Annotated in this window: 21 protein-coding genes; 3 read left to right on the top strand and 18 right to left on the bottom strand. The window is 67.4% G+C overall.

Annotation, left to right across the window (positions count from 1 at the left end):
* The first annotated feature begins 725 nt into the window (after positions 1-725).
* Complete coding sequence (dapD, locus tag AC1HFW_RS18680; protein ID WP_241075791.1) at positions 726-1,706, top strand: 2,3,4,5-tetrahydropyridine-2,6-dicarboxylate N-succinyltransferase; 981 nt, start codon at positions 726-728, stop codon at positions 1,704-1,706.
* Between the two features lie 51 nt (positions 1,707-1,757).
* Here dapD and AC1HFW_RS18685 read toward each other — a convergent pair whose 3' ends face one another.
* Complete coding sequence (locus AC1HFW_RS18685; protein ID WP_479284805.1) at positions 1,758-2,690, bottom strand: GlxA family transcriptional regulator; 933 nt, start codon at positions 2,688-2,690, stop codon at positions 1,758-1,760.
* Positions 2,691-2,817: 127 nt separating this feature from the next.
* Here AC1HFW_RS18685 and AC1HFW_RS18690 point away from each other — a divergent pair, with 127 nt between their 5' ends.
* Complete coding sequence (locus AC1HFW_RS18690; protein WP_479284809.1) at positions 2,818-3,654, top strand: SDR family NAD(P)-dependent oxidoreductase; 837 nt, start codon at positions 2,818-2,820, stop codon at positions 3,652-3,654.
* On the opposite strand, the gene AC1HFW_RS18695 is transcribed toward AC1HFW_RS18690, so the two are convergent.
* Positions 3,621-4,460, bottom strand: coding sequence for a class II glutamine amidotransferase (locus AC1HFW_RS18695; RefSeq protein ID WP_054479485.1), 840 nt, complete (start codon positions 4,458-4,460; stop codon positions 3,621-3,623). The genes AC1HFW_RS18690 and AC1HFW_RS18695 overlap by 34 nt on opposite strands.
* A gap of 138 nt (positions 4,461-4,598) precedes the next feature.
* On the opposite strand from AC1HFW_RS18695, the gene AC1HFW_RS18700 reads away from it, so the two are divergent.
* Positions 4,599-5,657 (top strand): threonine aldolase family protein, encoded by a 1,059-nt coding sequence (locus tag AC1HFW_RS18700; RefSeq protein WP_479284815.1) that lies wholly within the window; start codon positions 4,599-4,601, stop codon positions 5,655-5,657.
* A gap of 31 nt (positions 5,658-5,688) precedes the next feature.
* On the opposite strand, the gene AC1HFW_RS18705 is transcribed toward AC1HFW_RS18700, so the two are convergent.
* From AC1HFW_RS18705 to AC1HFW_RS18780, 16 genes are all read right to left on the bottom strand, one after another.
* Positions 5,689-6,516 carry an AraC family transcriptional regulator gene (locus tag AC1HFW_RS18705; RefSeq protein ID WP_116522825.1) on the bottom strand — a complete coding sequence of 276 codons (828 nt, stop codon included), beginning with the start codon at positions 6,514-6,516 and terminating at the stop codon, positions 5,689-5,691.
* Between the two features lie 71 nt (positions 6,517-6,587).
* Positions 6,588-8,651 (bottom strand): UvrD-helicase domain-containing protein, encoded by a 2,064-nt coding sequence (locus AC1HFW_RS18710; RefSeq protein WP_054490224.1) that lies wholly within the window; start codon positions 8,649-8,651, stop codon positions 6,588-6,590.
* Positions 8,652-8,706: 55 nt separating this feature from the next.
* Positions 8,707-10,812, bottom strand: a complete 2,106-nt coding sequence (locus AC1HFW_RS18715; RefSeq protein WP_479284820.1) for a primosomal protein N' — start codon at positions 10,810-10,812, stop codon at positions 8,707-8,709.
* Positions 10,813-11,185: 373 nt separating this feature from the next.
* Complete coding sequence (hemE, locus tag AC1HFW_RS18720) at positions 11,186-12,259, bottom strand: uroporphyrinogen decarboxylase (RefSeq protein WP_479284822.1); 1,074 nt, start codon at positions 12,257-12,259, stop codon at positions 11,186-11,188.
* Positions 12,260-12,359: 100 nt separating this feature from the next.
* Entirely contained in the window at positions 12,360-13,157 is a 798-nt protein-coding gene (locus AC1HFW_RS18725; RefSeq protein WP_479284823.1) for a helix-turn-helix domain-containing protein, read from the bottom strand.
* A gap of 183 nt (positions 13,158-13,340) precedes the next feature.
* A complete protein-coding gene (locus tag AC1HFW_RS18730) occupies positions 13,341-13,766 on the bottom strand; it encodes a F0F1 ATP synthase subunit epsilon (RefSeq protein ID WP_049070837.1) in 426 nt (141 codons plus the stop codon).
* Positions 13,767-13,775: 9 nt separating this feature from the next.
* Positions 13,776-15,176, bottom strand: coding sequence for a F0F1 ATP synthase subunit beta (atpD, locus tag AC1HFW_RS18735; protein WP_006392534.1), 1,401 nt, complete (start codon positions 15,174-15,176; stop codon positions 13,776-13,778).
* Positions 15,177-15,219: 43 nt separating this feature from the next.
* The gene (gene atpG / locus AC1HFW_RS18740; RefSeq protein WP_006392533.1) at positions 15,220-16,125 is read right to left on the bottom strand and encodes a F0F1 ATP synthase subunit gamma; all 906 of its coding nucleotides are present in this window, start codon (positions 16,123-16,125) and stop codon (positions 15,220-15,222) included.
* A 99-nt stretch (positions 16,126-16,224) separates the two neighbouring features.
* Positions 16,225-17,766 (bottom strand): F0F1 ATP synthase subunit alpha, encoded by a 1,542-nt coding sequence (gene atpA, locus AC1HFW_RS18745; RefSeq protein WP_006392532.1) that lies wholly within the window; start codon positions 17,764-17,766, stop codon positions 16,225-16,227.
* Between the two features lie 31 nt (positions 17,767-17,797).
* The gene (locus tag AC1HFW_RS18750) at positions 17,798-18,337 is read right to left on the bottom strand and encodes a F0F1 ATP synthase subunit delta (RefSeq protein WP_006392531.1); all 540 of its coding nucleotides are present in this window, start codon (positions 18,335-18,337) and stop codon (positions 17,798-17,800) included.
* A 12-nt stretch (positions 18,338-18,349) separates the two neighbouring features.
* Complete coding sequence (locus AC1HFW_RS18755) at positions 18,350-18,820, bottom strand: F0F1 ATP synthase subunit B (protein WP_006227275.1); 471 nt, start codon at positions 18,818-18,820, stop codon at positions 18,350-18,352.
* 142 nt (positions 18,821-18,962) lie between these two features.
* Entirely contained in the window at positions 18,963-19,205 is a 243-nt protein-coding gene (gene atpE / locus AC1HFW_RS18760; protein WP_003815363.1) for a F0F1 ATP synthase subunit C, read from the bottom strand.
* A gap of 121 nt (positions 19,206-19,326) precedes the next feature.
* Positions 19,327-20,208, bottom strand: a complete 882-nt coding sequence (gene atpB, locus AC1HFW_RS18765) for a F0F1 ATP synthase subunit A (RefSeq protein WP_006392530.1) — start codon at positions 20,206-20,208, stop codon at positions 19,327-19,329.
* A gap of 87 nt (positions 20,209-20,295) precedes the next feature.
* Positions 20,296-20,709 carry an ATP synthase subunit I gene (locus AC1HFW_RS18770; RefSeq protein WP_006392529.1) on the bottom strand — a complete coding sequence of 138 codons (414 nt, stop codon included), beginning with the start codon at positions 20,707-20,709 and terminating at the stop codon, positions 20,296-20,298.
* A 455-nt stretch (positions 20,710-21,164) separates the two neighbouring features.
* Positions 21,165-22,727: a DUF1254 domain-containing protein gene (locus tag AC1HFW_RS18775; RefSeq protein WP_061072626.1), complete on the bottom strand. Its 1,563-nt coding sequence runs from the start codon at positions 22,725-22,727 to the stop codon at positions 21,165-21,167.
* A 261-nt stretch (positions 22,728-22,988) separates the two neighbouring features.
* Complete coding sequence (locus AC1HFW_RS18780; protein WP_006392527.1) at positions 22,989-23,765, bottom strand: enoyl-CoA hydratase; 777 nt, start codon at positions 23,763-23,765, stop codon at positions 22,989-22,991.
* Positions 23,766-23,796: the final 31 nt, after the last annotated feature.

Below are 23,796 nucleotides of genomic sequence, written 5' to 3' on the forward strand. Positions count from 1 at the left end.
CCGCCTGCCCCGTCACCCGCTCGCGATGAGGCTTCATTCCGGTCGCTGGGGAGGAACGGTTTGCTTGGCGTGCTGGTGACCATCAGGGGGTGGGGAGAGGGTCTTGCGGGGCCCGCCTCAAGCCGGCCGCGCGGGCGGCCTTTTGAGGCTTACGCGGCGTCTTGCGTCATGTGATGACGCTCACGCGGGTGGCTACGAAGTCGTTTGCTATTGAAGGTCCGGTGGCACCACGACTGTTTGTGGTCGGCGCGAGTGACTCGTCACGCGCAGCACTCTTTCCGCCGCGCCGACCACCACCGCCCCTCCCCCGACGTGGGGAAGCAACAGAAAACCACTCGTCACCCGCGCGCAGCGCACCCGCCACACTTTCAAATACACAGACGCCCATCGCGGCCGCCCGCGCGGCCACGATGGGCAACCCCGCAGATTCCATCCCCTGAACACAGGTCCAGCGACGCGACAAGCCCAGACGCACGCAGCCCCTCGGGCAGGCGGCCCTGGCGGCGGGCAACCTCGATGCGCCCGACGGAATCCGAAGGCAGCCGCCGCAGGCGGCAACGAGGATGAGGATGGGGCAGTCCGGAGCGAACGCTCCGGACCGCAATCGTGGGCGCCCGCCGCCAGGGCCGCCTGCCCGAGGGGCGACCTACGAAGGCACCCGGCCTACCAGCAGAAACCCACCATCGCCTAGAATATTCCCAAGAGAAGCCCCACAAAAAAAGCCCATGCAAGAACACCCCGCAAACAGCGCCATCGCCTACGGCCTGGCCACCATCGCCACCGACGGCACCGTCCTTGATACCTGGTATCCGCGTCCGTCCCTGACAGACAAGACGCCCGCCGGCGGCACCCGGCACCTGACGCCTGAAGAAGCGCGCGCCGCGCTCGGCGAGCACGTGCCCACCTCGCTGGGGCGCGATACGCGGCGCAAAGTCGACATCGTCGCCGTGCGCACCGCCATCGCCTCGCTCGACGCGCCGCCCGCAGACGCGCACGACGCCTACCTGCGCCTGCACCTGCTTAGCCACCGGCTCATCCGGCCGCACGGCGCCAACCTGGACGGGCTGTTCAACGTCCTCGCCAATGTCGCCTGGACCTCCGCCGGCCCCTGCGCCGTCGACCAGGTCGAGGCGCTGCGCTGGCAGCTGCGCGCCACCGGGCAGATCCTTGAAATCCGTGGCGTCGACAAGATTCCGCGCATGACCGACTACGTCGTGCCCGCCGGCGTGCGCATCGCCGACACCGCCCGCGTGCGGCTCGGCGCGCACCTGGCGGCCGGCACCACCGTGCTGCACGAAGGCTTCTGCAACTTCAACGCCGGCACGCTGGGCGCGTCGATGGTCGAAGGCCGCATCAGCGCCGGCGTCATCGTCGATGACGGCACCGACATCGGCGGCGGCGCGTCCATCATGGGCACCATGTCCGGCGGCGGCAAGCAGGTCGTGGCCATCGGCAAGCGCTGCCTGCTCGGCGCCAACTCCGGCATCGGCATCTCGCTGGGCGACGACTGCGTGGTCGAAGCGGGCTGCTACGTCACCGCCGGCACGCGCGTGCTGACGCCGGAAGGCGCGGTGGTGAAAGCGGTGGAACTGGCCGGCCAGCACGGGCTGCTGTTCCGCCGCAATTCGCAGAGCGGCGCGGTCGAGACGCTGGTGCGCACGGCGGCCTGGGGCACCTTGAACCCGGCCCTGCACACGGGCCACTGACGCCGGCGGGTCTGGCCGCCGCGATCTGGCGCGCCCGGCCCCCGCCCCGCCTCAGGCGTGCAGCAGCCGCCGCATCGCCTGCGGCGACTGGCCGAACGCGCGCAGGAAGGCCTTGCGCATGCGGTCGCGGTCGCCAAAGCCGGTCTCGCGCGCCACCACCTCGGCCGCATGGCGGCCCGACTGCATCATGTCCTGCGCCGCTTCCAGGCGCAGGTGCTCCACCGCCTTGGCCGGCGACTGTCCGGTTTCCTGGCGGAACACCCGGCTGAACTGGCGCGGGCTCAAGTGCGCGGCGCGCGCCAATTCGTCCACTGACAATTCGGCCTTCAGGTTGGCCTTGGCGTAGGCCAGCGCCGTCTGCACCCGGTCGGACTTCGCATCCAGCTCCAGCAACGCCGAGTACTGCGACTGTCCGCCGGCGCGGCGCTGCGTCAGCACCAGCTTGCGCGCCACCGTGCGCGCCATTTCCGCCCCCAGGTCCGCCTCCACCATGGCCAGCGCCAGGTCGACGCCGGCGCTCATGCCCGCCGATGTCCAGATGGGGCCGTCGGCCACGAAGATGCGGTCCTCGTCCACCTTGACCCGGGGATATTCGCGCTGCAGGCGGCGCGCATAGAACCAGTGGGTAGTGGCGCGGCCGCCGTCGAGCAGGCCGGCCTGCGCCAGCACGAACGCGCCCGTGCACATCGAGGCGCAGCGGCGCACCCGCGTGCTGGCGCCGCGCAGCGTGCGCAACAGGCTCTCGGACGCGCCATCGCCGGTGTTGTCGCCGGCAACGATCAGGGTGTCGAACGTGCGCCGGCCGAGCTTGATGGTGTCCTGCGCGAACCCCAGCGAACTGGCGACCGGACCGCCATGCTCGGACACCAGCACGACGCGATAGGCCGGCTCGCCGGTGTGGCGGTTGGCCATCTCGAAGACGGCGCAGGCCGCCAGGCTCATGAGCTGGAAACCCGGATGCAACAGGATCGCGATGGTCTTCATGGTTTGCCCCTGCATTTTCGTTATATGTCCTGAAAAGACGTTTCTATGTCATTGAGGATATTCCAGCGCGACTCTACTCTGCAAGCGTACCGGCACGAACCGCCGTCCCTCTTTTCGGAGTTCCCCCATGAGCAACACCCCGCTTCACACCTCCCCCGGCCGCGCCCTGGTCACCGGCGCCTCGTCCGGCATCGGCGCGCGCTACGCCCACCATCTGGCCCATCGCGGCCACGACCTGACGCTGGTGGCGCGCAACGTCGAGCGCCTGGAAACCCTGGCCGCGCGCCTGCGCGCCGAAACCGGCCGCGACGTGCGCGTGCTGCCGGCCGACCTGTCGCGGGCCGACGGCGTGCAACGCGTGGGGCAGGCGCTGCGCGAAGACGATTCGCTGACCCTGCTGGTGAACAATGCCGGCATCGGCTCGGTGGCGCCGCTGCTGCAATCCGATCCCGGCCAGATGCAGGCCATGATCGACCTGAACATCAGCGCCCTCACCCACCTGACCATGGCGGCCGCGCCCGCCTTCGTGGCGCGCGGCGGCGGCACCATCATCAATATCGCGTCGATCGTCGGACTGCACCCCGAGCTGCTCAACGGCGTCTACGGCGCCAGCAAGGCCTATGTGCTGGCCTACTCGCAATCGTTGCGCCATGAGCTGGCGGACAAAGGCCTGCGCGTCCAGGCGGTGCTGCCCGGCGCCACCGGCACCGAGTTCTGGGACCTGGCCGGCAAGCCGGCCAGCGAACTGCCGTCCGCCATGGTGATGAGCGCGGACGACATGGTGCGCAGCGCCCTGGCGGGCCTGGACCAGGGCGAGTTCGTCACCATTCCGTCGCTGACCGATCCGGCGCTGCTGCAACGCCTGGAAGCGGCGCGCCAGGCCCTCGGGCCGGAACTGTCGCGCAACGCGCCGGCGGCGCGCTACGGGCTTCAGGCTCCTGGCGGCACCGGCACGAACGGATAGTGCTCGACCTGGCCGCGGGCGGCGATGATGGCGGTGGACTCGGGCACCTCTTCCCAGGCCCCCGGCATCTCGGTCAGCGGCTCGGACAGCAGCAGGAAAGCGTCGTCGTCCAGCGCCGCGACCTTCGGGTCGTCGGGATAGAGTTCGCGCAGATGGCGCACGCAGGTGTTGTGGAACAGCGTGCGCGAATCGCGTTCGCTGGAATAGCGCACCGCGATCAGGCGCTCGCCGTCCAGCGCGCACACCGTCATGTTGATCGGCCGGGCCACGCCGTGGCGCCGGCCGGTCTCCTCGACCGCGCCGACCATGCGCGCCAGCGCCGGCAGCGCGTCCTCCTCCAGGCCGAAGGTCAGCGCCAGCAGGAACATCACCTCGGAATCGGTCGACCCTTCCAGCGAGCCGAAATAGGCCGGCGCGATCATCAGCATCAGGTCGCGCCGCAGCAGCGGATAGTCACGGATCACGCCGTTGTGCACGAACAGCCAGTTGCCGTGGCGGAACGGATGGCAGTTGGTTTCCTGCGCCGGCGTGTCGGTGGCGGCGCGGATGTGGGCCACGAACAGCGGCGAATGGATGGCGCGCGCGGCCTCGCGCAGGTTGCGGTCGTTCCAGGCCGGATGCACGCTGCGGTAGCGGAACGGCGGCTCGGGCGGCCGGCCATACCAGCCCAGGCCGAAACCATCGCCGTTGGTGGTGGTGGCGCCCATCCGCGCATGCAGGCTCTGGTCGATCAGCGAGTGCGTGGCCTTGAACAGCACGCTCTCCATTTGCAGAGGACTCCCGGTGTAGGCCAGCCAGCGGCACATGATGCGCTCCTTGTGAACCGACCCGGCGGGCAGCCGCGGGGTCCGTCCCAGTGTAGGAGCGCGGCGCAATTTTCTACAAGCCCGGCCGGGCGCCGGCGGGCATAGTGGGGGCCAGTCTGTCTTTACCGGAGCCCCGCCTTGGACACCCCCGCCTCTCGCCCGCCCCAACTGGGTTTCGCCAGCGACAACACCGCCGGCGCCAGCCCGCAGATCCTGGCCGCGCTGCTACGGGCCAATGAGGGACAGGCCCCCGCCTATGGCGCCGACGACATCACGCTACGCGTCGAACGGCGCCTGGCCGACATCTTCGAGCGCGAGGTCGACGTGCTGCTGGTGCCCACCGGCACCGCCGCCAATTCGGTGGCGCTGGCGGCGCTGACGCCGCCCTGGGGCAGCGTGCTGTGCCACGCGCACAGCCACATCGCCAACGACGAATGCGGCGCCCCCCAGTTCTACAGCGGCGGCGCGCGCCTGGCGCTGCTCGAGGGCGCGGCCTCCAAACTCGACCCCGCCCAGCTCGCGGCGGAAGCGCGCCGCAAGGCCGGCGACGTGCACTCGATGCCGCCCGCCTGCGTCAGCATCACCCAGGCCACCGAGACCGGCAGCGTGTACACACTGGACGAAATCCAGGCCATCGGCGCCGTCTGCCGCGATGCCGGCCTGCCGCTGCACATGGATGGCGCGCGCTTTGCCAATGCGCTGGTCAGCCTGGGCTGCACGCCCGCGGCAATGACCTGGAAGGCCGGCGTCGCGGCGCTGTCGTTCGGCGCCACCAAGAACGGCGTGCTGGGCGCCGAGGCCATCGTGCTGTTCGAACCCGGACACGCCACGGAACTGGCCTACCGGCGCAAGCGCGGCGGCCACCTGTTCTCGAAGATGCGGCTGCTGTCGGCGCAGATGGAGGCCTATCTGGCGGACGACCTGTGGCTGGACAACGCGCGCCAGGCCAACGCCATGGCGGCGCGGCTGGCGGCAGGCATGGCCGGCCTGCCCGGCGTGACCCTGCAGGGACCGGCCGAGGCCAACATCCTGTTCTGCCAGCTCCCGGCCGCCGCCGTCGACGGCCTGCTGGCCCAGGGCTTTCGCTTCTACCACGACCGCTGGGGCCCAGGCGTGGCGCGGCTGGTGACCTCGTTCACCACGCGCGAGCAGGATGTCGACCACTTCCTGGCGGCATTGCGCGCGCTGGTGCGATAGCGGCTCCCGGGCGACGCGGGAAACGGCGCGCTCAGGCTGCGCGCCGGTAAGCCGAAGGCGGCACGCCGTAGGCCGTGCGGAAGGCGCGGTTGAAATGGCTCTGGTCATAGAAGCCGACATCGGCCGCGACCTGCGCGATCGGGGCGCGCGCCCGCGCCAGCGCGGCGCAGGCCCGCTCCAGGCGCAGCCGCGTCAGCCACGCGTGCGGCGTCAGCCCCACCGACAGCGCGAAGCGGCGCAGGAACTGGTAGCGGCTCAGGCCGCACAGCCGCGCCAGGTCTTCAAGGCCGATCTTGTCGCCCAGATGCGCCTGGCAGTAATCCAGCACGGCCCGCTGGTGCGGCAGCGACAGGCCGCCACGCACCGCCTGCGGCGTCACCGCGCCAGTACGCGCGAACAGCGCCCCCATCAGGGCCAGCGAGGCGGACTCGTGCGCCAGCGGCCCGGCGGCCGCGTCCGCCATCCAGGACGCGTGCAGCGCCATGAAGCGGGCCGCCAGCGCGGGTTCCTCGATCAGCGTGCCCAGGAACCGTTCGCCGGGCGCGCCGCCCGAGACCTCGGCGATGAAATCGCGCATCAGGTCGGGCGACAGGCGGAAGGTCTTCAGGGTGTAGGACTCGCCATAATCGGCCACGCCGGCGCCGTCATGGACCTCGCCGGGCGGCATCAAGGCGATGCCGCCAGGCCCCAGCAGCGTGCTGCGGCCGCGGAAGTTCTGGCGCTGCACCCCCTGGGTCACCAGGCCGATGTGGTAATCGACGTGGTAATGCCGGTCGAACTCGAAATCGACCAGCCGCGCCACGCCCAGCACCAGGCCCGGCGTGCCGGGCACCGGTTGATAACGCACGTCATCCTTCATCGGTAACGCCATGGTGCAAAGCGGCAGGTATAGCCTGGACGCGCCTCCCGGTCTTGTAATTTATTGCGGCGTCACTTCTTGAGCAAGGCCTTGAGCATGGCCATGCGCTCCTTGGGATTCATGGCGGCGGTGGTCTCGTCTTCCTTGATGGTCGGGTCGTCCAGCCCCATTTCCTCGATGAAGCGCGACGGCTCGCGCACCAGATCCTCGCGCGCCCGGCGGCGGCGCTTGCACCAACTCAGGTTCAAGGTGCGCTGCGCGCGGGTGATGCCGACGTACATCAGCCGCCGCTCTTCCTGGATGCGGGTGGCCAGGTTCTCGGCGGCGCGCGCCGGATCGCCATCCTCGTCGTCCTTGCCCAGGTGCGGCAGCAGCCCTTCCTCGACCCCGGCCAGGTACACGTGCGGATACTCCAGGCCCTTGGACGCGTGCAGCGTCGACATCTTGACCGCGTCCAGTTCCTCTTCCTCGCCGCGCTCGAGCATGGTCACCAGCGCCACGTGCTGCACCAGCTCGAACAGGGTCATGTTGTCCTCTTCGGCCTTGCGCTTGAGCCAGCCGGTCAGTTCCAGCACGTTCTGCCAGCGGGTCTGCGCCGGACGCTCCTCGAACAGCTCGAACAGGTGGCGTTCGTACTGGATCGCCTGCACCAGGTCGTCCAGGATCACGCCGGCGGGCTCGGCCGGCGCGGCGTCCTTGGCCGACGCGGCGCCACGGCCCGCGCGCCACTGCATGCGGCGGATGAATTCGGTGAAAGTGCGCAGCGGTTCGAGCTGGCGCGGGGCCAGCAGACTCTCCAGCCCGGTCTCGTCGACCGCGGCCAGCAAGGACAGCTCGCGGCTGGCCGCGTACTGGCCCAGCGTCTGCAGGGTGGCCTGGCCGATGCCGCGCTTGGGCGTGGTGGCGGCGCGGATGAACGCGGGGTCATCCTCGTCGTTGGCCAGCAGCCGCAGGTAGGCCAGGATGTCGCGCACCTCGGCCTTGTCGAAAAAGCTCTGCCCGCCCGAGATCGTGTACGGGATCTTCAGGTTGCGCAGCGCCTGCTCCAGGATGCGCGCCTGGTGATTGCCGCGATACAGGATGGCGAAGTCCTTCCACTGCGCCTGGCGCTCGAAGCGCGCGGCCGAGACCTTCATGGCGATGGACTCGGCCTCGTGTTCCTCGCCGTCCATCGGCGACACCAGGATCGGCTCGCCCACGCCCAGGTCCGACCACAGCTTCTTGTCGAACAGCTTGGGGTTCTTCTCGATCACCTGGTTGGCCGCGGCCAGGATGCGCTGCACCGAGCGGTAGTTCTGCTCCAGCTTGATGAGCTTGAGGTTCGGGTAATCGGTGGTGAGCTTGGCCAGGTTCTCGATGGTCGCGCCACGCCAGGCATAGATGGCCTGGTCGTCGTCGCCCACCGCGGTGAACATGGCGCGCGGCCCGGTCAGCAGCTGCACCAGCCGGTACTGGCAGACGTTGGTGTCCTGGTATTCGTCGACCAGCAGGTAGCGCACGCGGTTCTGCCAGCGCGTGCGCACCTCTTCGTTGTTGGCCAGCAGCAGCGCCGGAATGCGGATCAGGTCGTCGAAGTCCACCGCCTGGTAGGCGGCCAGCGTGGCGGCGTAGCTGCGGTAGACGTTGGCGGCCTCGACGTCGCCCGGCGTGATGGCCTCGCGCGCGGCGTCGTCGGGTTCCATCAGCGCGTTCTTCCACAGCGAGATGATGCCCTGCACGTGGCGCAGGCGGCCCTTGTCGGTGGTGGCCAGCAGTTCCTGGATGATCGCCATGGCGTCATCGGCGTCGAGGATCGAGAAGGTCGGCTTCAAGCCGGCATTGCGCGCCTCTTCGCGCAGCAGCTTCACGCCCAGCGAGTGGAAGGTGCTGATGGTCAGGCCCTTGCCCAGCTTGCGGTCCACCAGCGTCTTGACGCGCTCGTCCATCTCGCGCGCGGCCTTGTTGGTGAAGGTCAGCGCCACCACGTTGCGGCCCATGTAGCCGCACTCGCGCAGCAGGTACGCGATCTTCTGCGTGATGACGCGCGTCTTGCCGCTGCCGGCGCCGGCCAGCACCAGGCAGGGGCCGTCCAGGTACAGCACCGCCTCTTTCTGCGCGGGGTTCAGGCCGTGGCCGATGGGTTCGTGTGCGGACATGGGATTCGGGAAAAGGGGAACGACATAGAGTAATCGGACGGGCGCGCGGCGCGTGTCAGATTTCCAGCGGGTCGACCTCCAGCTGCCAGCGCACCCGGGCCTCGTTGGCCAGGTACGGCAGATGGTGCGACCACGACGCCAGGAAGGCCTGCAGCGCCGGACGGCTGGTGCTTTCGACCAGCAGCTGGGCGCGCTCGACGTTGGCCACCCGCACCACCCGCAGCGGCACCGGGTCGTACAGCATGACCGCGTCCAGCCCCGGGAAGTCGGCGGCCCACTCGCCTTCGGGCAGGGCGCGCGCCTGTTGCAGGAAGGCCTGCGCCACCGCCAGCTCGCGCGCCTCGGCCGTCAGCAGCGCCTGGTAGGCGAACGGCGGCAGGCCGGTGCTTTCGCGTTCCTGCAGGGCGTGGCGCGCGAAGCCCGCGTAGTCGTGGCGCAGCAGCGCCTGATACACGGGCTGCTCGGGATAGCCGGTCTGGATGATGACCTGGCCGTTGCCCTGGTGGCGGCCGGCGCGGCCGGCCACCTGCATCAGCTGGGCGAACAGCCGTTCGGGTGCGCGGAAGTCGTGCGCGAACAGGGCGGAATCGGGGTTGAGCACGCCCACCAGCCCGAGCCGCGCGAAGTCATGGCCCTTGGACACCATCTGCGTGCCGACCAGGATGTCGACCTCGCCCGCGTGCACCGACGCGAACAGCGCCTCGGCGCTGCCCTTCTTGCGGGTGCTGTCGGCGTCGATGCGCAGGATGCGCGCCTCGGGAAACAGTTCGGCCAGGTGTTCCTCGACCCGCTGCGTGCCGCGCCCCATCGGCGCCAGGTCCTGGTCGCCGCATTCGGGGCAGGCGTGCGGCACCGGCGCCTGGTAGCCGCAGTGGTGGCACTGCAGGCGATGGCCGCGGCCGGCCGTGCGGTGCAGCACCGTGAAGGCGGTGCAGCGCGGACAGTTGCTGACCCAGCCGCAGGACTGGCAGTGCAGCACCGGCGCGAAACCGCGCCGGTTCAGGAAGATCAGCGACTGTTCCTTGCGCGCCAGCCGTTCGGCCAACGCTTCCAGCAGCTGCGGCGACATGCCGTGCTTCATCGGCAGGCGGCGCGTGTCCACCAGCTTCATGGCCGGCAGCGAGCTGGCGCGGGCGCGCGCCGGCAGCGCCAGCCGCAGGTAGCGGCCACGCTCGGCGTGCTGCCAGGTTTCCAGCGACGGCGTGGCCGAGCCCAGCACCACCGGGATGTCCAGGTCGTGCGCGCGCCACACCGCCAGGTCGCGCGCGGAATAGCGCAGGCCGTCCTGTTGCTTGTACGAGGCGTCGTGCTCTTCGTCCACCACGATCAGGCCCAGTTCGCCCATGGGCGCGAAGATCGCCATGCGCGTGCCCAGCAGCATGCGCGCCTGGCCGCGCTGCGCGCGCGCCCAGGCCTGCAACCGCTCGCCATCGGACAGGCCGCTGTGCAGCACCGCCAGGCCATCCGTGCCCACCAGGCCTTCCAGCCGGGCGCGCAAGGCGCCCTCCAGCTGCGGCGTCAGGTTGATTTCCGGCACCAGCAGCAGCACCTGGCGGCCGGCGGCCAGCACTTTCTCGGCGGCGCGCAGGTAGACCTCGGTCTTGCCGCTGCCGGTCACGCCGTACAGCAGCACCGGTTTGAATTTGGCGAGCCCGGCGATGGTGTCCACGGCCTCGCGCTGCGCATCGTTCAGTTCGGGCGGCTGGTCGGCCTCGGCCGGATTGCGGACCGGCTTGCGCTTGCGTCCGTCCAGCCGCGCCACCGGGCCGCCGGCCGAGCGCTTGCCCTGATAGGCGGTCGGCTTGCGCAGCGGCGGCGGCAGCGTCGGCAGCATCACCTCGCCCAGCGGCCGCTGATAATACTCGGCGGCGAAACGCGCCAGGCGCAGCCAGGCCTCGTCGAAGGGCGGCAGGTCGCGCAGCACTTCCTCGATCGGCTTGATCTGCTTGGGCTCGTAGGACGGCTCGGCCGGGTTGTCCACCACCACGCCGATCAACTTGCGGCGCCCGAACGGCACGATCACCCGCAGGCCCGCCTCGACGGGTTCGTGGTGACGGTAGTCGAACGGGCCGGGCAGCGGCACGTCGAGCGCCACGCGCACCCAGCAGACCGCCGCCGGCGCGGCCGGCGTGGATTCGACCAGCGCGAAGTCTTCAGACATGGAGAAGGGAACGGAACATGAACGGAACTGGCCCGAAACGGGCGCGATGACGGTGCCTGGAGGAGCGGGCCGGGCCGGCGCCCGGACCAGGAAGGATTGTCGCCGCAATCCCTGCCGGGACTCCAGCCCCTGCCTGTGGATAACTTTGGGGAAAAGGCGAGAGCAACGTTAGAAATTGGAATAAGGCAAGATTGCATCAACTCTTGCAACCCTGTTGAAAACCTATTTTATTCCATTAAAAACATCGACTTAAGCAAACTTCCAAGATTGTAAACTAGCTTCTAGAGGGTTTTCCCCGAGCGCAATCTTGCTGTGCACAACTGCGCTCCGGGGGCCTCGATGCCCGGCCCTGCGGGCCGAAGCGTTCACTCACTTACCCTCTGAGCGAACGGCTGTGATGGTGGACTTCGTCGACCAATTCGGCTACCGCTTCGGGTGGCGTGAAGCGCGAAATACCATGCCCCAGGTTGAAGACATGGCCGCCCTTGCCCACCGGGCCGAACGCGTCGAGCACGCGGCGCGCCTCGGCGCGGATGGCGTCGGCGCCGCCGAACAGCGCCATGGGATCGAGGTTGCCCTGGAACGCGACCGAGTCGCCGGTGCGGCGCCGCGCCGCGGCCAGGTCCACCGTCCAGTCCAGCCCGACGGCATCGCAGCCGCAAGCGGAGATGTCCTCGAGCCACTGGCCGCCGCCCTTGGTGAAGACGATGGCCGGCACGCGGCGGCCTTCGTGTTCGCGGGTCAGGCCGGCCACGACCTTGCGGGTGTAGGCCAGCGAGAACTGCTGGAACAGGCCATCGGCCAGCACGCCGCCCCAGCTGTCGAACAGCATCACGGCCTGCGCGCCCGCGGCGATCTGCGCGTTCAGGTACTGCAGCGTGGCCTCGGCGTTGATTTCCAGGATGCGATGCAGCAGGTCGGGCCGCGCATACAGCATGGTCTTGATCAGGCGGTAGTCGTCGCTGCCCTGCCCTTCGACCATGTAGCAGGCGATGGTCCAGGGGCTGCCGGCGAAGCCGATCAGCGGCACCTTGCCGTCCAGGTCGCGGCGGATGGTGCTGACGGCGTCGAACACATAGCGCAGCTTGTCCATGTCGGGCACGGCCAGGCGCGCCACGTCTTCCTCGGTGCGCACCGGACGGGCGAAGCGCGGGCCCTCGCCTTCGGCGAAGTCCAGGCCCAGGCCCATGGCGTGCGGCACGGTCAGGATGTCCGAGAACAGGATGGCCGCGTCCAGGTCGAAGCGCTCCAGCGGCTGCAGCGTGACTTCCGAGGCGTAGTCCGGATTCTGAGCCAGGCCCATGAAGGAACCGGCCCGGGCCCGCGTCTGGCGGTACTCGGGCAGGTAGCGGCCGGCCTGGCGCATCAGCCAGATCGGGGTGTAGGGCACGGGCTCGCGCGACAGCGCGCGCAAGAACACATCGTTCTTCAAGACGGAAGCAGACACGACTATCCTCGATGATCGGAAGCCGTGATTTTACTGCCCCAAGCTGACAGGGCTTGGCAGTGGCGCCGCCGCCGTTTGCCGGCGCGCAAACCGGCCGGCTTCAGCCGGCGTCGGCCGCGTCTTCGGCATGCAGGGCGGCCTGGCGCCGATACGGCGCAGCATCGATGCCATGCTTGCGCATCAGCGCCCAGAACGCCCGCCGGTGCTTGCTGGAGGCGCGCGCGGCGCGCGCCACGTTGCCGTGATGGCGCGACAGCGCCAGGCGGATGTAATCAGACTCGAACCCATCGACCACCCGCGCCTTGGCCAGCCGGAAGGCCTCCTGCGCGTCGCGGCCGGGCTGGTAGCGCAACCCGGCCAGCCCCTGCTGCAACACCTGCCGTGGCACCTGTGGCCGGCCGCCGCAAGGCTTGCCGGGCGGCCGCGCGCCGCCCGCGGCGTACGCGGCCTCGGGTTCGCGCAAGCCATCGGCCAGCAATGGCGCGCGCCGGGCCAGCCGCCCCAACCGCACGCGCAGGCTTTCGAGGCAATACGGCGCGGCCAGGAAGTCCGACGCGCCCAGCCGCAGCAGATCCTCGATGGCGGGCGCGGTCATGTCGTGCACGAACAGCAGGATGGGCGTGGCAAGCGCGCCGGCGGCCTGCTGCAGCGACATGCGGGTCCAGGCCAGCGATGCCGGCGCGACCGGCAGGATGCAGTGATCGTAGCGCCGCAGGCCGACGGCCAGACCGGCGAGCGCGTGGACGTCGGGGCCATCCGGCGCGCCGCCCGGCGTGCGCAGCGGCACCAGGTGCAGGCGCACCCGCGCCAGCCGGGGCTGGTCGCGCGCGACCCAATGGCCCATGGTGATTTCGTGGCCCGGGGCGAGCAGCACCCCGCAATCCATGGTTTCTCGCATGCAGTTCCTCCCGGCTTGCGTTCCAAAGATTGCAGGCTACCGTTGCAGAACGTGGCCAGCCATTCGTAGTGAACGCAAGCGGGGCTGCGGCCGACCGAAGTGCCCCGCCAGCGAGCGGGCATGAAAAAAGCGGCCATCGGCCGCTTTTTTCGGATCCGGGGCGAACCCCGGCAGGTCGTGCGCTCAGTGCGAGCGACCGCCTTGACGCAGCTTGCGCGCGGCGACGGCTTGCGCCGCCAGCATCGCCAGCTCGGCTTCGACAACCGCGATGTCGGCCTTGTCCTTGGCGTTGGCCAGGGCCTCTTCGGCGCGCTTGCGCGCTTCCAGGGCACGGGCCTCGTCCAGGTCGGCGGCACGGATGGCGGTGTCGGCCAGGACCGTCACGCTGCCCGGCTGCACTTCCAGAATGCCCCCGGCGACGAAGATGTTTTCCTCGCCTTGGTCGGCACGAACGATCTTGACCGTCCCGGGGCGTATGCGCGAAATCAGCGGGGTGTGGCCGGGCAAAATGCCCAGTTCACCCGCTTCGCCAGGCAGCACCACGAACTTCGCCTCACCGGAGAAGATCGCTTCCTCTGCGCTGACGACATCCACATGCAGGGTAGCCATATCGGTTCCTTATTGCAGTTTCTTGGCCTTCTCGAAGGCCTCGTCGATCGAGCCGACCATGTAGAAGGCCTGTTCCGGCAGCGCATCGCACTCGCCGTTCACGATCATCTTGAAACCACGGATGGTTTCGGCCAGCGGCACGTACTTGCCGGGCGAACCGGTGAACACTTCGGCCACGTGGAACGGCTGCGACAGGAAGCGCTGGATCTTGCGGGCGCGGGCCACGGCCTGCTTGTCTTCCGGCGACAGTTCGTCCATGCCCAGAATCGCGATGATGTCGCGCAGTTCCTTGTAGCGCTGCAGCGTCTGCTGCACGCCACGGGCCACGGCGTAGTGCTCTTCGCCGACGACTTGCGGGTCGAGCTGGCGGCTGGACGAATCCAGCGGGTCCACGGCCGGGTAGATACCCAGGGCGGCGATGTCACGCGACAGCACCACGGTCGAGTCCAAATGCTGGAAGGTGGTGGCGGGCGACGGGTCGGTCAAGTCATCCGCCGGCACGTACACGGCCTGGATCGAGGTGATCGAGCCAGTCTTGGTGGACGTGATGCGCTCTTGCAGCTTGCCCATTTCTTCGGCCAGCGTGGGCTGGTAGCCCACCGCCGACGGCATACGGCCCAGCAGTGCCGACACTTCGGTACCGGCCAGGGTGTAGCGGTAGATGTTGTCGACGAAGAACAGGATGTCGCGGCCTTCGTCGCGGAACTTCTCGGCCATCGTCAGGCCGGTCAGCGCCACGCGCAGACGGTTGCCGGGGGGTTCGTTCATCTGACCGAACACCATGGCGACCTTGTCCAGAACGTTCGACTCTTCCATTTCGTGGTAGAAGTCGTTGCCTTCGCGGGTACGCTCACCCACGCCGGCGAACACCGACAAGCCGCTGTGCTGCTTGGCGATGTTGTTGATCAGTTCCATCATGTTGACGGTCTTGCCCACGCCGGCGCCGCCGAACAGGCCGACCTTGCCGCCCTTGGCGAACGGGCACACCAGGTCAATAACCTTGATGCCGGTTTCCAGCAGTTCCACCGACGGCGACAGCTCGTCGAAACGGGGAGCCGCCTGGTGGATGCCACGCTTTTCTTCGTGCTGGATCGGACCGGCTTCGTCGATGGGACGACCCAGCACGTCCATGATGCGGCCGAGCGTGCCGGTGCCGACGGGCACCGAGATCGGGGCGCCGGTGCCGGCGACCTTCATGCCGCGGCGCAGGCCGTCGCTGGAGCCCAGGGCGATGGTACGCACCACGCCGTCACCCAGCTGTTGCTGCACTTCCAGCGTCAGACCCTTTTCGGCGAACGAGGAACCCTCGTCGACCAGAGTAAGCGCTTCGTAGATCTTGGGCATGTGATCGCGGGGGAACTGAATATCCACCACGGCGCCGATGCACTGAACGATGGTTCCGTTGCTCATGTCGATTCCTTGCTTGATAGCTTTTGACGGGATGCTGCCTGCCTCAGACGGCGGCAGCGCCCCCTACGATTTCCGAAATTTCCTTGGTGATCGCGGCCTGGCGGGTCTTGTTGTAGACCAGCTGCAGATCGCCGATGACCTTCTTGGCGTTGTCCGACGCCGCCTTCATGGCGACCATCCGGGCCGACTGCTCCGAAGCCATGTTCTCGGCCACGGCTTGGTACAGCAGGCCTTCAACGTAACGCTGCAGCAGGTCGTCGATCACGCTACGAGCGTCGGGTTCGTAGATGTAATCCCAGCTGTAATCCGATTTCACTTCCGAAGTCTTGGCCAGGCTTTCGGCGCCCGTCTGGTACGGATCTTCCAAACCGCTGGCCAGGGGCAGCAGACGCAGGAACAGCGGCTCCTGCTTCATCGTATTGACGAAGCGGGTCGAAGCCACGTACAGCGCGTCGATGCGGCCTTCCAGGTAGGCGTCCAGCTGCACCTTGATCGCGCCCAGCAGGCGGTCCAGTTGCGGCTTGTCGCCCAGTTGCACTTCCTGGGAAACCAGCTTGGCGCCGATACGGGACAGCACGCCCACGCCCTTGTTGCCGAAAGCGGTCGCCTGAACGGCGATGCCGTTCTTCTCGAACTCTTTCAGCTTCGTCAACACCACGCGGGTGATGTTGGTGTTCAAGCCGCCGCACAGACCCTTGTCCGTCGTCACCATGACCACGCCGACCGCCTTGACTTCGCGTTCGACCAGGTACGGGTGGCTGTACTCGGGGTTGGCCTGCATCAGGTGCGCGGCGATCTCGCGCACCTTGGTGGCGTACGGACGGCCCGCGCGCATCCGCTCCTGCGCCTTGCGCATCTTGGATGCGGCGACCATTTCCATCGCCTTGGTGATCTTGCGCGTGTTTTGCACGCTCTTGATCTTGGTTCGGATTTCCTTAATTCCGGGCATTGCGCTTTCCTGTGAAGACTGGCCGATGGGTTGTCGCTTGCGCCTCAACCATCCGATAAGGATGGGTGAGGCGCCGCAGACGCCTAACCCATCACTTTCTTAAAAAGCACCGTGCTTCTTGAATTCCTGGATGGCGGCGGCGAGTTCGCTTTCGTCATCCTTGGACAGTTCCTTGGTGTCTTCGACGCGCTGGATCAGGGCCGCGTGCTTGGCCTTGAGCTGGTCCTTGAGCGACTTCTCGAACGACAGCACTTGGGCCACGTCCACGTCATCCAGGTAGCCGTTGTTGACCGTGTACAGCGTGACGGCCAGTTCCCACACTTGCAGCGGCTGGTATTGCGGCTGCTTGAGCAGTTCGACCACGCGCTTGCCGCGCTCGAGCTGGCGACGGGTGGCGTCGTCCAGGTCCGAGGCGAACTGCGCGAAGGCGGCCAGTTCACGGTACTGCGCCAGGTCGGTACGGATACCGCCGGACAGCTTCTTGACGACCTTGGTCTGGGCGGCACCGCCCACGCGCGACACCGAGATACCGGCGTTGATGGCGGGACGCACACCAGCGTTGAACAGGTCGGTTTCCAGGAAGATCTGGCCGTCCGTGATCGAGATCACGTTGGTCGGAACGAAGGCCGACACGTCGCCCGCCTGGGTTTCGATGATCGGCAGCGCGGTCAGCGAGCCGGTCTTGCCCTTGACGGCGCCATCGGTGAACTTCTCGACGTAGTCTTCGTTCACGCGAGCGGCACGCTCGAGCAGGCGCGAGTGCAGGTAGAACACGTCGCCCGGGTAGGCTTCGCGGCCCGGCGGACGGCGCAGCAGCAGCGAGACCTGGCGGTAGGCCCAGGCTTGCTTGGTCAGGTCGTCATAGACGATCAGGGCGTCTTCGCCGCGATCGCGGAAATATTCGCCCATCGTGCAGCCGGCGTAGGCGGCCAGGTACTGCATGGCGGCGGAGTCCGAAGCCGAAGCGGCCACGACGATGGTGTATTCCATCGCGCCGTGCTCTTCCAGCTTGCGCACCACGTTGTTGATCGTCGAAGCCTTCTGGCCGATGGCGACGTACACGCAGGTGACGCCCTTGCCCTTCTGGCTGATGATGGTGTCGACGGCCACGGCGGTCTTGCCGGTCTGGCGGTCGCCAATGATCAGTTCGCGCTGGCCACGGCCGATGGGAACCATCGAGTCGATAGCCTTGATGCCGGTTTGCAGCGGCTGAGACACCGAGCGGCGGGCGATAACGCCGGGGGCTACTTTTTCGATAATGTCGGTGGCCTTGGCGTTGACCGGGCCCTTGCCGTCGATCGGCTCGCCCAGCGTGTTGACCACGCGGCCTTTCAGCTCGGGGCCGACCGGCACTTCCAGAATGCGGCCGGTCGTCTTGACCGCGTCGCCTTCGGACACGCCGGTGTAGTCACCGAGAATAACGGCGCCGACGGAATCACGCTCGAGGTTGAGCGCCAGACCGAAGACGTTGTTGGGGAATTCGAGCATTTCGCCCTGCATCACGTCGGACAGGCCGTGGATGCGGGTAATACCGTCGGTCACGGACACGACGGTGCCCTGAGTACGGACATCAGCCGAAGCGCCCAGGCCCTCGATGCGGCTCTTGAGCAGTTCGCTGATCTCGGAGGGATTGAGTTGCATATTGACTCCTGGAATCCTGTTAGTGCTGCCTTTAAGCGGCGAGCGTATCGCGCATGCGGGCCAATTGGGCTTGTACGGAAGTATCGAGCACCTGGTCCCCGACGGCCACGCGCACGCCGCCGATCAACGACTGGTCGACGGTGACGACGGGCTTGAGCTTCAGGCCGAATTTCTTCTCGAGACCGGCGACCAGTTCTTGGACCTGGGCATCGCTCAGCTCGAACGCGCTGGTGATTTCCGCCTGCGCCGTGCCGTCGTGACGGTTCCGCAGCACCACGAATTGCGTGGCGATCTCGGGCAGCAGCAGCAGCCGGTCGTTTTCGACCAGCAGCTCGATGAAATTGCGGGCGGCCTGGGGCAGTTCGGCCTTTACCAGGCCAGTGAACAGCTCGACGCGCTGCTTGTCGCCCAGACGCGGGTCGGCCATGGCCTCGCGCACGTCGGGGTTGGAGGCGACCTGCGACAGCTCGCTGACCAGGTCGGCCCAAGCCTGCAGGCCGGCCTTGTCGTCGCGCGCGGCGGCGAACAGGGCTTCGGCGTACGGCCTGGCAACAGTGGAAAGTTCAGCCATGACGGTCCCGGATTAAAGCTGCGCGCGGAGCTGGTTCAGCAGCTCGGCGTGGGCGCGGGCGTCAACCTCGCGCTTGAGGATCTGTTCAGCACCCTTGACGGCCAGCGCGGCGACGTCGTCGCGCAGCGAATCACGGGCGCGCTGGACTTCCTGCGCGGCATCCTGTGCAGCTTGCGCCACGATGCGGGCACGCTCGGCTTCCGCTTCACGGCGGGCCTGCTCGATCAGGGAGGCGGCTTGCTTCTCGGCCTCGATGATGCGGGCGTGGTTTTCGGACTTGGCAGAAGCCTCGATCAGACTGACGCGCGCCTGGGCCTGGGCCAGATCGGCCTTGCCCTTCTCCGCGGCGGCAAGGCCGTCGGCGATTTTTTGGCGGCGCTCGTCCATCGCCTTCGTCAGAGGAGGCCACACGAATTTCATCGTGAACCAGCCCAGAACGAAGAACACGAGCATCTGGAAAATGATCGTCGCGTTCAGATTCACGGTCGTTCCTTTAACACCTTGCGGCTCCGACGGCACCCGGGGTGGGCAACGCGGAGCACTCGATACTTTGCCGGCCGGCGACGGGGCTCAAGCCCTCATCGCCGCCAGCGTCATGACCCGCCTTTTCGCCGGCGGGCGTGCCTTAGCCGACGAACGGGTTGGCGAAGGCGAACAGCATGGCGATACCCACGCCGATCAGGAATGCCGCGTCGATCAGGCCAGCCAGCAGGAACATCTTGGTTTGCAGAGCGTTCATCAGTTCAGGCTGACGAGCCGAAGCTTCCAGGTATTTGCCGCCCATCAGTGCGATGCCGATGCAAGCGCCGATAGCGCCCAGACCGATGATAAGACCGCAAGCGAGAGCAACGAAAGCGACGTTGGTCATGACAACTCCTTGGTTAGAAATCTGAAGTCAAAAAACAAAAAAAGAATGGTGGTACTGCTCAATGCAAGATGATCTTGCTATCCAGCGCCGGCCGGGAGGCCGACGCCGGAAATTCGGGGGATCAGTGGCCTTCGTGCGCCTGGCCGAGATACACCAGGGTCAGCATCATGAAGATGAAGGCCTGGAGCAACACGATCAGGATGTGGAAGATGGCCCAGATCGAGCCGGCCAGCACGTGGCCGATTCCCAAGCCGATGCTGGCGCCGTTGAAACCGGTCCAGGCACCGCCCAAGAGGGCGATCAGCATGAAAATCAATTCGCCGGCGAACATGTTGCCGAACAACCGCATGCCCAGCGACACGGACTTGGCGGCGTATTCGATCAGGTTCAGCAGCAGGTTGAACGGAGCCAGCACGATGGCGCCGACGCCATGGGCGTGGAACGGCGCGGTGAACAGCTCTTTGACGAAGCCGCCCGGGTGCTTGATCTTGATGCCGTAGTAGAACATCAGCAGCAGCACGCCCAGCGACATGCCCATCGGCACGTTCAGGTCGGCCGTCGGCAGCACGCGGTGGTAGTAGAGGGGGTCGCCGTGGTGCGCGCCCAGGCCGGTCCAGCGCCAGATCGAGGGCAGCAGGTCGACGGGCAGCAGGTCCAGCGCGTTCATCAGGATGATCCAGAGGAACACGGTGAGCGCGAGCGGAGCAATGAAGAGACGGCTCTTGGCGTTGTGGACGATGCCCTTGGCCTGATCATCGACCATGTCGACGATCATTTCCACGAAGGCCTGGAAGCGGCCCGGAACGCCGGCGGTCGCGCGGCTGGCGGCGCGCCACAGGAAGAAGATGACGATCAGACCCGTCAGGCCGGACCAGAACAACGAGTCGTAATTGATGATGTCGAACTGAGCAATTGCGCTCTGTTTCTCGCCCGTATTGTTCAGATGCACCAGGTGATGCTGAATATACGCGGACTGAGGCGACACGTCGCTGGCAGCAGCCATTTGAATCCTACCCTATTTGCTGTATGCCCGAGCCCTTGCGAGCCGGACGATTCCACGATTCCGTTTGCCGTAACCCACCCGGCAGCGCTATGACAACTTGCGGAACATCAAAAGCAGGAGATATCCCTTCAGGGTGAGTATCAGACCCAGCAGCGCGGCGGGCCAGACGATGCTGTCCTGCGCCACACGCGAAAGCAGCCACAACAGCAAAGCCGTTGCGAACAACTTGATCAACTCACCAGAGAGAAAGGTAAAGGGACTGGCCTTACCGGCCCGAACGCTGACAGCCAGGCGCAATGCGAACAACGCATTGGGTATGAAATACGCTCCTGCCCCCGCCAGCGCCGACCAACCTGCCGCCGCCCCTCCGACAACCCCCGCTATTACTGCTGCTGCGAGCCCCATGGCGCCTTGCGCCGCCAGTGCCAACAAGAGTCCGCGGCCAGCCTGCGCATTCAGCGCCGCGCGGTCCGCGTCGCTGAGAACCAGCACCCGGTCCACCGGATCCTGATCCGCCAGAACCTGGCGTGCTTCGCCCTGCCGTGCTGGTTGCTGATTCCCCCCACAGGATTGCTCCCGGGTTTCATTCCAACCGCGCGCAGGTTCGTGCCGCACTGTGTTCTGCTGCATCAAACTTCCCCGCTTAAAGCCTTATACCGCCAGCCTTGCCCCTGTCAGAACCCTGGCGAAATCCTTGCCATGTGTTCTTATCCCGCAAGCGTCAAACCCGCAGAGTATAGCGTGATTCTTTTTACCCGAGCAAATGAACTTTCGGGGGTTTGTAAGGCGACAACAGCGCCCGCCGGGCGAGCCATGGCGCGAAAAATTGGGGACGCGAAATCGGGAAGCCCTTCCGCGAGCCGCGGGTCGCGCGGACGGCGCGCCGGCAAAGAAAAACGGCCCCTCGCGGGGCCGTCGGTCGCGCCGGCGGCACGGGCCGCGCGGCGTCGGATCGGTCAGTCGCGCTTGACCGGCGGCGGCGCCCACTGGCCGTCGAGCGCGACGTCCTGCGGCCAGTACAGGCGCATGCTGAGCAGGAACGGGCCGTCGGCGGCCGGCGTCGCCAACCAGTTGGCGCGCTTGCGCTCGCCCGGGTCGCGACGCTGGATGTAGATATCCAGCGAGCCGTCGGCGTTGTACTTCAGGCCGTCGGTGCTGCGCAGCGCATAGCGGTTGGCCGGGTTGTCGGCGAAGCCGTGCTTGTCGTTATAGACATGCAGCGACCAGAATGCATTGGCCGGCGGCAGTTGGCCCTTCTCGAAATGCAGCACGTAGTCCTCGTTCGAGTTGAGCGCGCGGCCCTTGCTGTCGGCGACCGTGACCGGATAGAGCACGTCTTCCGCGGTCGGCGCGCCCAGCCCGGCATAGGCGATGGCGGCGCGGCGCGTGTAGTCGGTGCCGTAGGTGCCGATGCCGGTGAGCACGGTGTTCCAGCCATTCATCGGCGTGGCCAGGCGCGAGACGCCGTCGGCGATGCGGCGGCCGGCCAGCGGCTGCGCCTCGGTCAGCGCCTGCTGCACGGCGGGACTCAGGCGGCCGTACGAGAACGGCTGGCGGCCATCCAGGCCGATGCGGCGCATGCGGTCCAGGATCGGCGTGTCGTTGGCATGCGGCGGATTGTTGCGCATGACATCGAAGAACAGCGTGAAGAACGACGCCGCGTCCATGCCCGCGACCTGTTCGGCCGGCGTACCCTCGCCCACCGTCACCGGCGTGGACATGGGCATCGGCACGTCGCTGCCGATCGGCGCGGTGCCCACGCCCGGCCCGGTCTGCGGATATGGCGTGGTGCTGCCGGGACCGCGATGGCGGCCGGGCACGGGCGCCACCGGCGCCACCATCGGGCTGGCGGACATGTTGGCCTGGATCTGGTTGACCGCGGCGTAGTCCTGCGGGCCGCCGGCCTGGGTCCAGCCGATCAGCCAGCCGGTGGAGGTCGGGCTCTGGATCACGTCCACGCCCGGCGGCAGCGCGCCTTGCCAGTTGGGGCCGACGATGGCGAACGACTGCGCGCCGGGGCCGTTGGTGCGCGTGCCGCGCGAGGCGAACACGTCGCTCCACATATCGAGCGCCGACAGCACGGTGTAGCGGTTGCCGGTGTCGGGCAGGCGCACGATCAGCGGCGCCCGCGACACATCGAACCACAGGCTCGAATACAGCGCGTCGGCGCTGGGCCAGGGCGTGTCGGCCGCGCGCGGGTCGGGGAAGGCGGCCTTGTGGCCGAACTGGTTGACGGGCGCCTTGCCTTCCAGCGGCGACTGCACCGCGGTGGCCTTGCGGCGCGCCAGTTCCATCACCACCATCGGATAGGCGTAGACGTAGGCGTCGATCGCGATGTCGCGCAGCTCCTGCGCGCTCATCTGCGGCGCGGGCGCCGCGGCGGCGGGGTACGGCGTTTCAGACACCAGCCGCATCGACGGGCGCGGCGATTGCGCTTGCGTGGCGGCCACGAAGCAGACGCTCAAGGCGCCCGCGAGCGCGGCGGCGGAGCACCGGCGAGTAAAAGGGGAAGTACGCATGCAAGGCTCCTTGTTGCTATTGTTTGCAGGCGAGCCGCCGCGCGTGGCTTACCAGTTCGGGCAAGCCTCTCTGGCGCGGCACCTCTACTTTTTGAGTGACGCCTTTCCAGGATAGGGCCGAACACTGCAACAAGGTGCAGCCTAAAAGTTTCAAGGCGCAACGCCCGCGACCCCGTGGCGACGCCAACGAAAACGCGCCCGTGATGGGCGCGTGGGGACGTTTCATGGCCATCCGGCGGGATGACCAGGGCGTAACAAGGTTTAACGGTGTTTGAAGTCCGGTTTGCGCTTCTCGGTGAAGGCGGCCATGCCTTCCTTCTGGTCCTCGGTCGCGAACAGCGAATGGAACACGCGGCGCTCGAACAGCAGGCCTTCGTTGAGCGAACCCTCGAAAGCGCGGTTGACGCATTCCTTGGCCATCATGACCGACGGCAGCGACATCGAGGCGATCACGGTGGCCGCTTCCAGGGCCTCGTCCATCAGCTTGTCGGCCGGCACCACGCGCGACACCAGGCCGGCGCGCTCGGCTTCCTCGGCGCCCATCATGCGGGCGGTCAGGGCCATGTCCATGGCCTTGGCCTTGCCCACCGCGCGCGGCAGGCGTTGCGTGCCGCCGGCGCCGGGGATGACGCCCAGCTTGATTTCCGGCTGGCCGAACTTGGCGGTGTCGGCGGCAATGATGATGTCGCACATCATGGCCAGCTCGCAGCCGCCGCCCAGCGCGTAGCCGCCGACCGCGGCGATCACCGGCTTGCGGATGCGCTTGAGCGTTTCCCAGTTGCGCGTGATGTATTCGCTGCCGTAGACGTCCATGTACGACCAGTCTTTCATGGCGCCGATGTCGGCGCCGGCGGCGAAGGCCTTTTCGCTGCCCGTGATGACCACGGCGCCGATGTCGGCATCCGCCTCGAAAGCCAGCAGCGCCGCCCCGAGCTCGTTCATCAGTTGATCGTTGAGCGCATTGAGCGCCTTGGGGCGGTTCAGCGTCAGCAGACCGACGCGGCCGCGGGTTTCGACCAGCACAAACGACTCGCTCATTACCTGTCTCCAGAGGATGGGATGAAATAAG

The organism is Achromobacter sp. ISS7, from assembly GCF_056523125.1.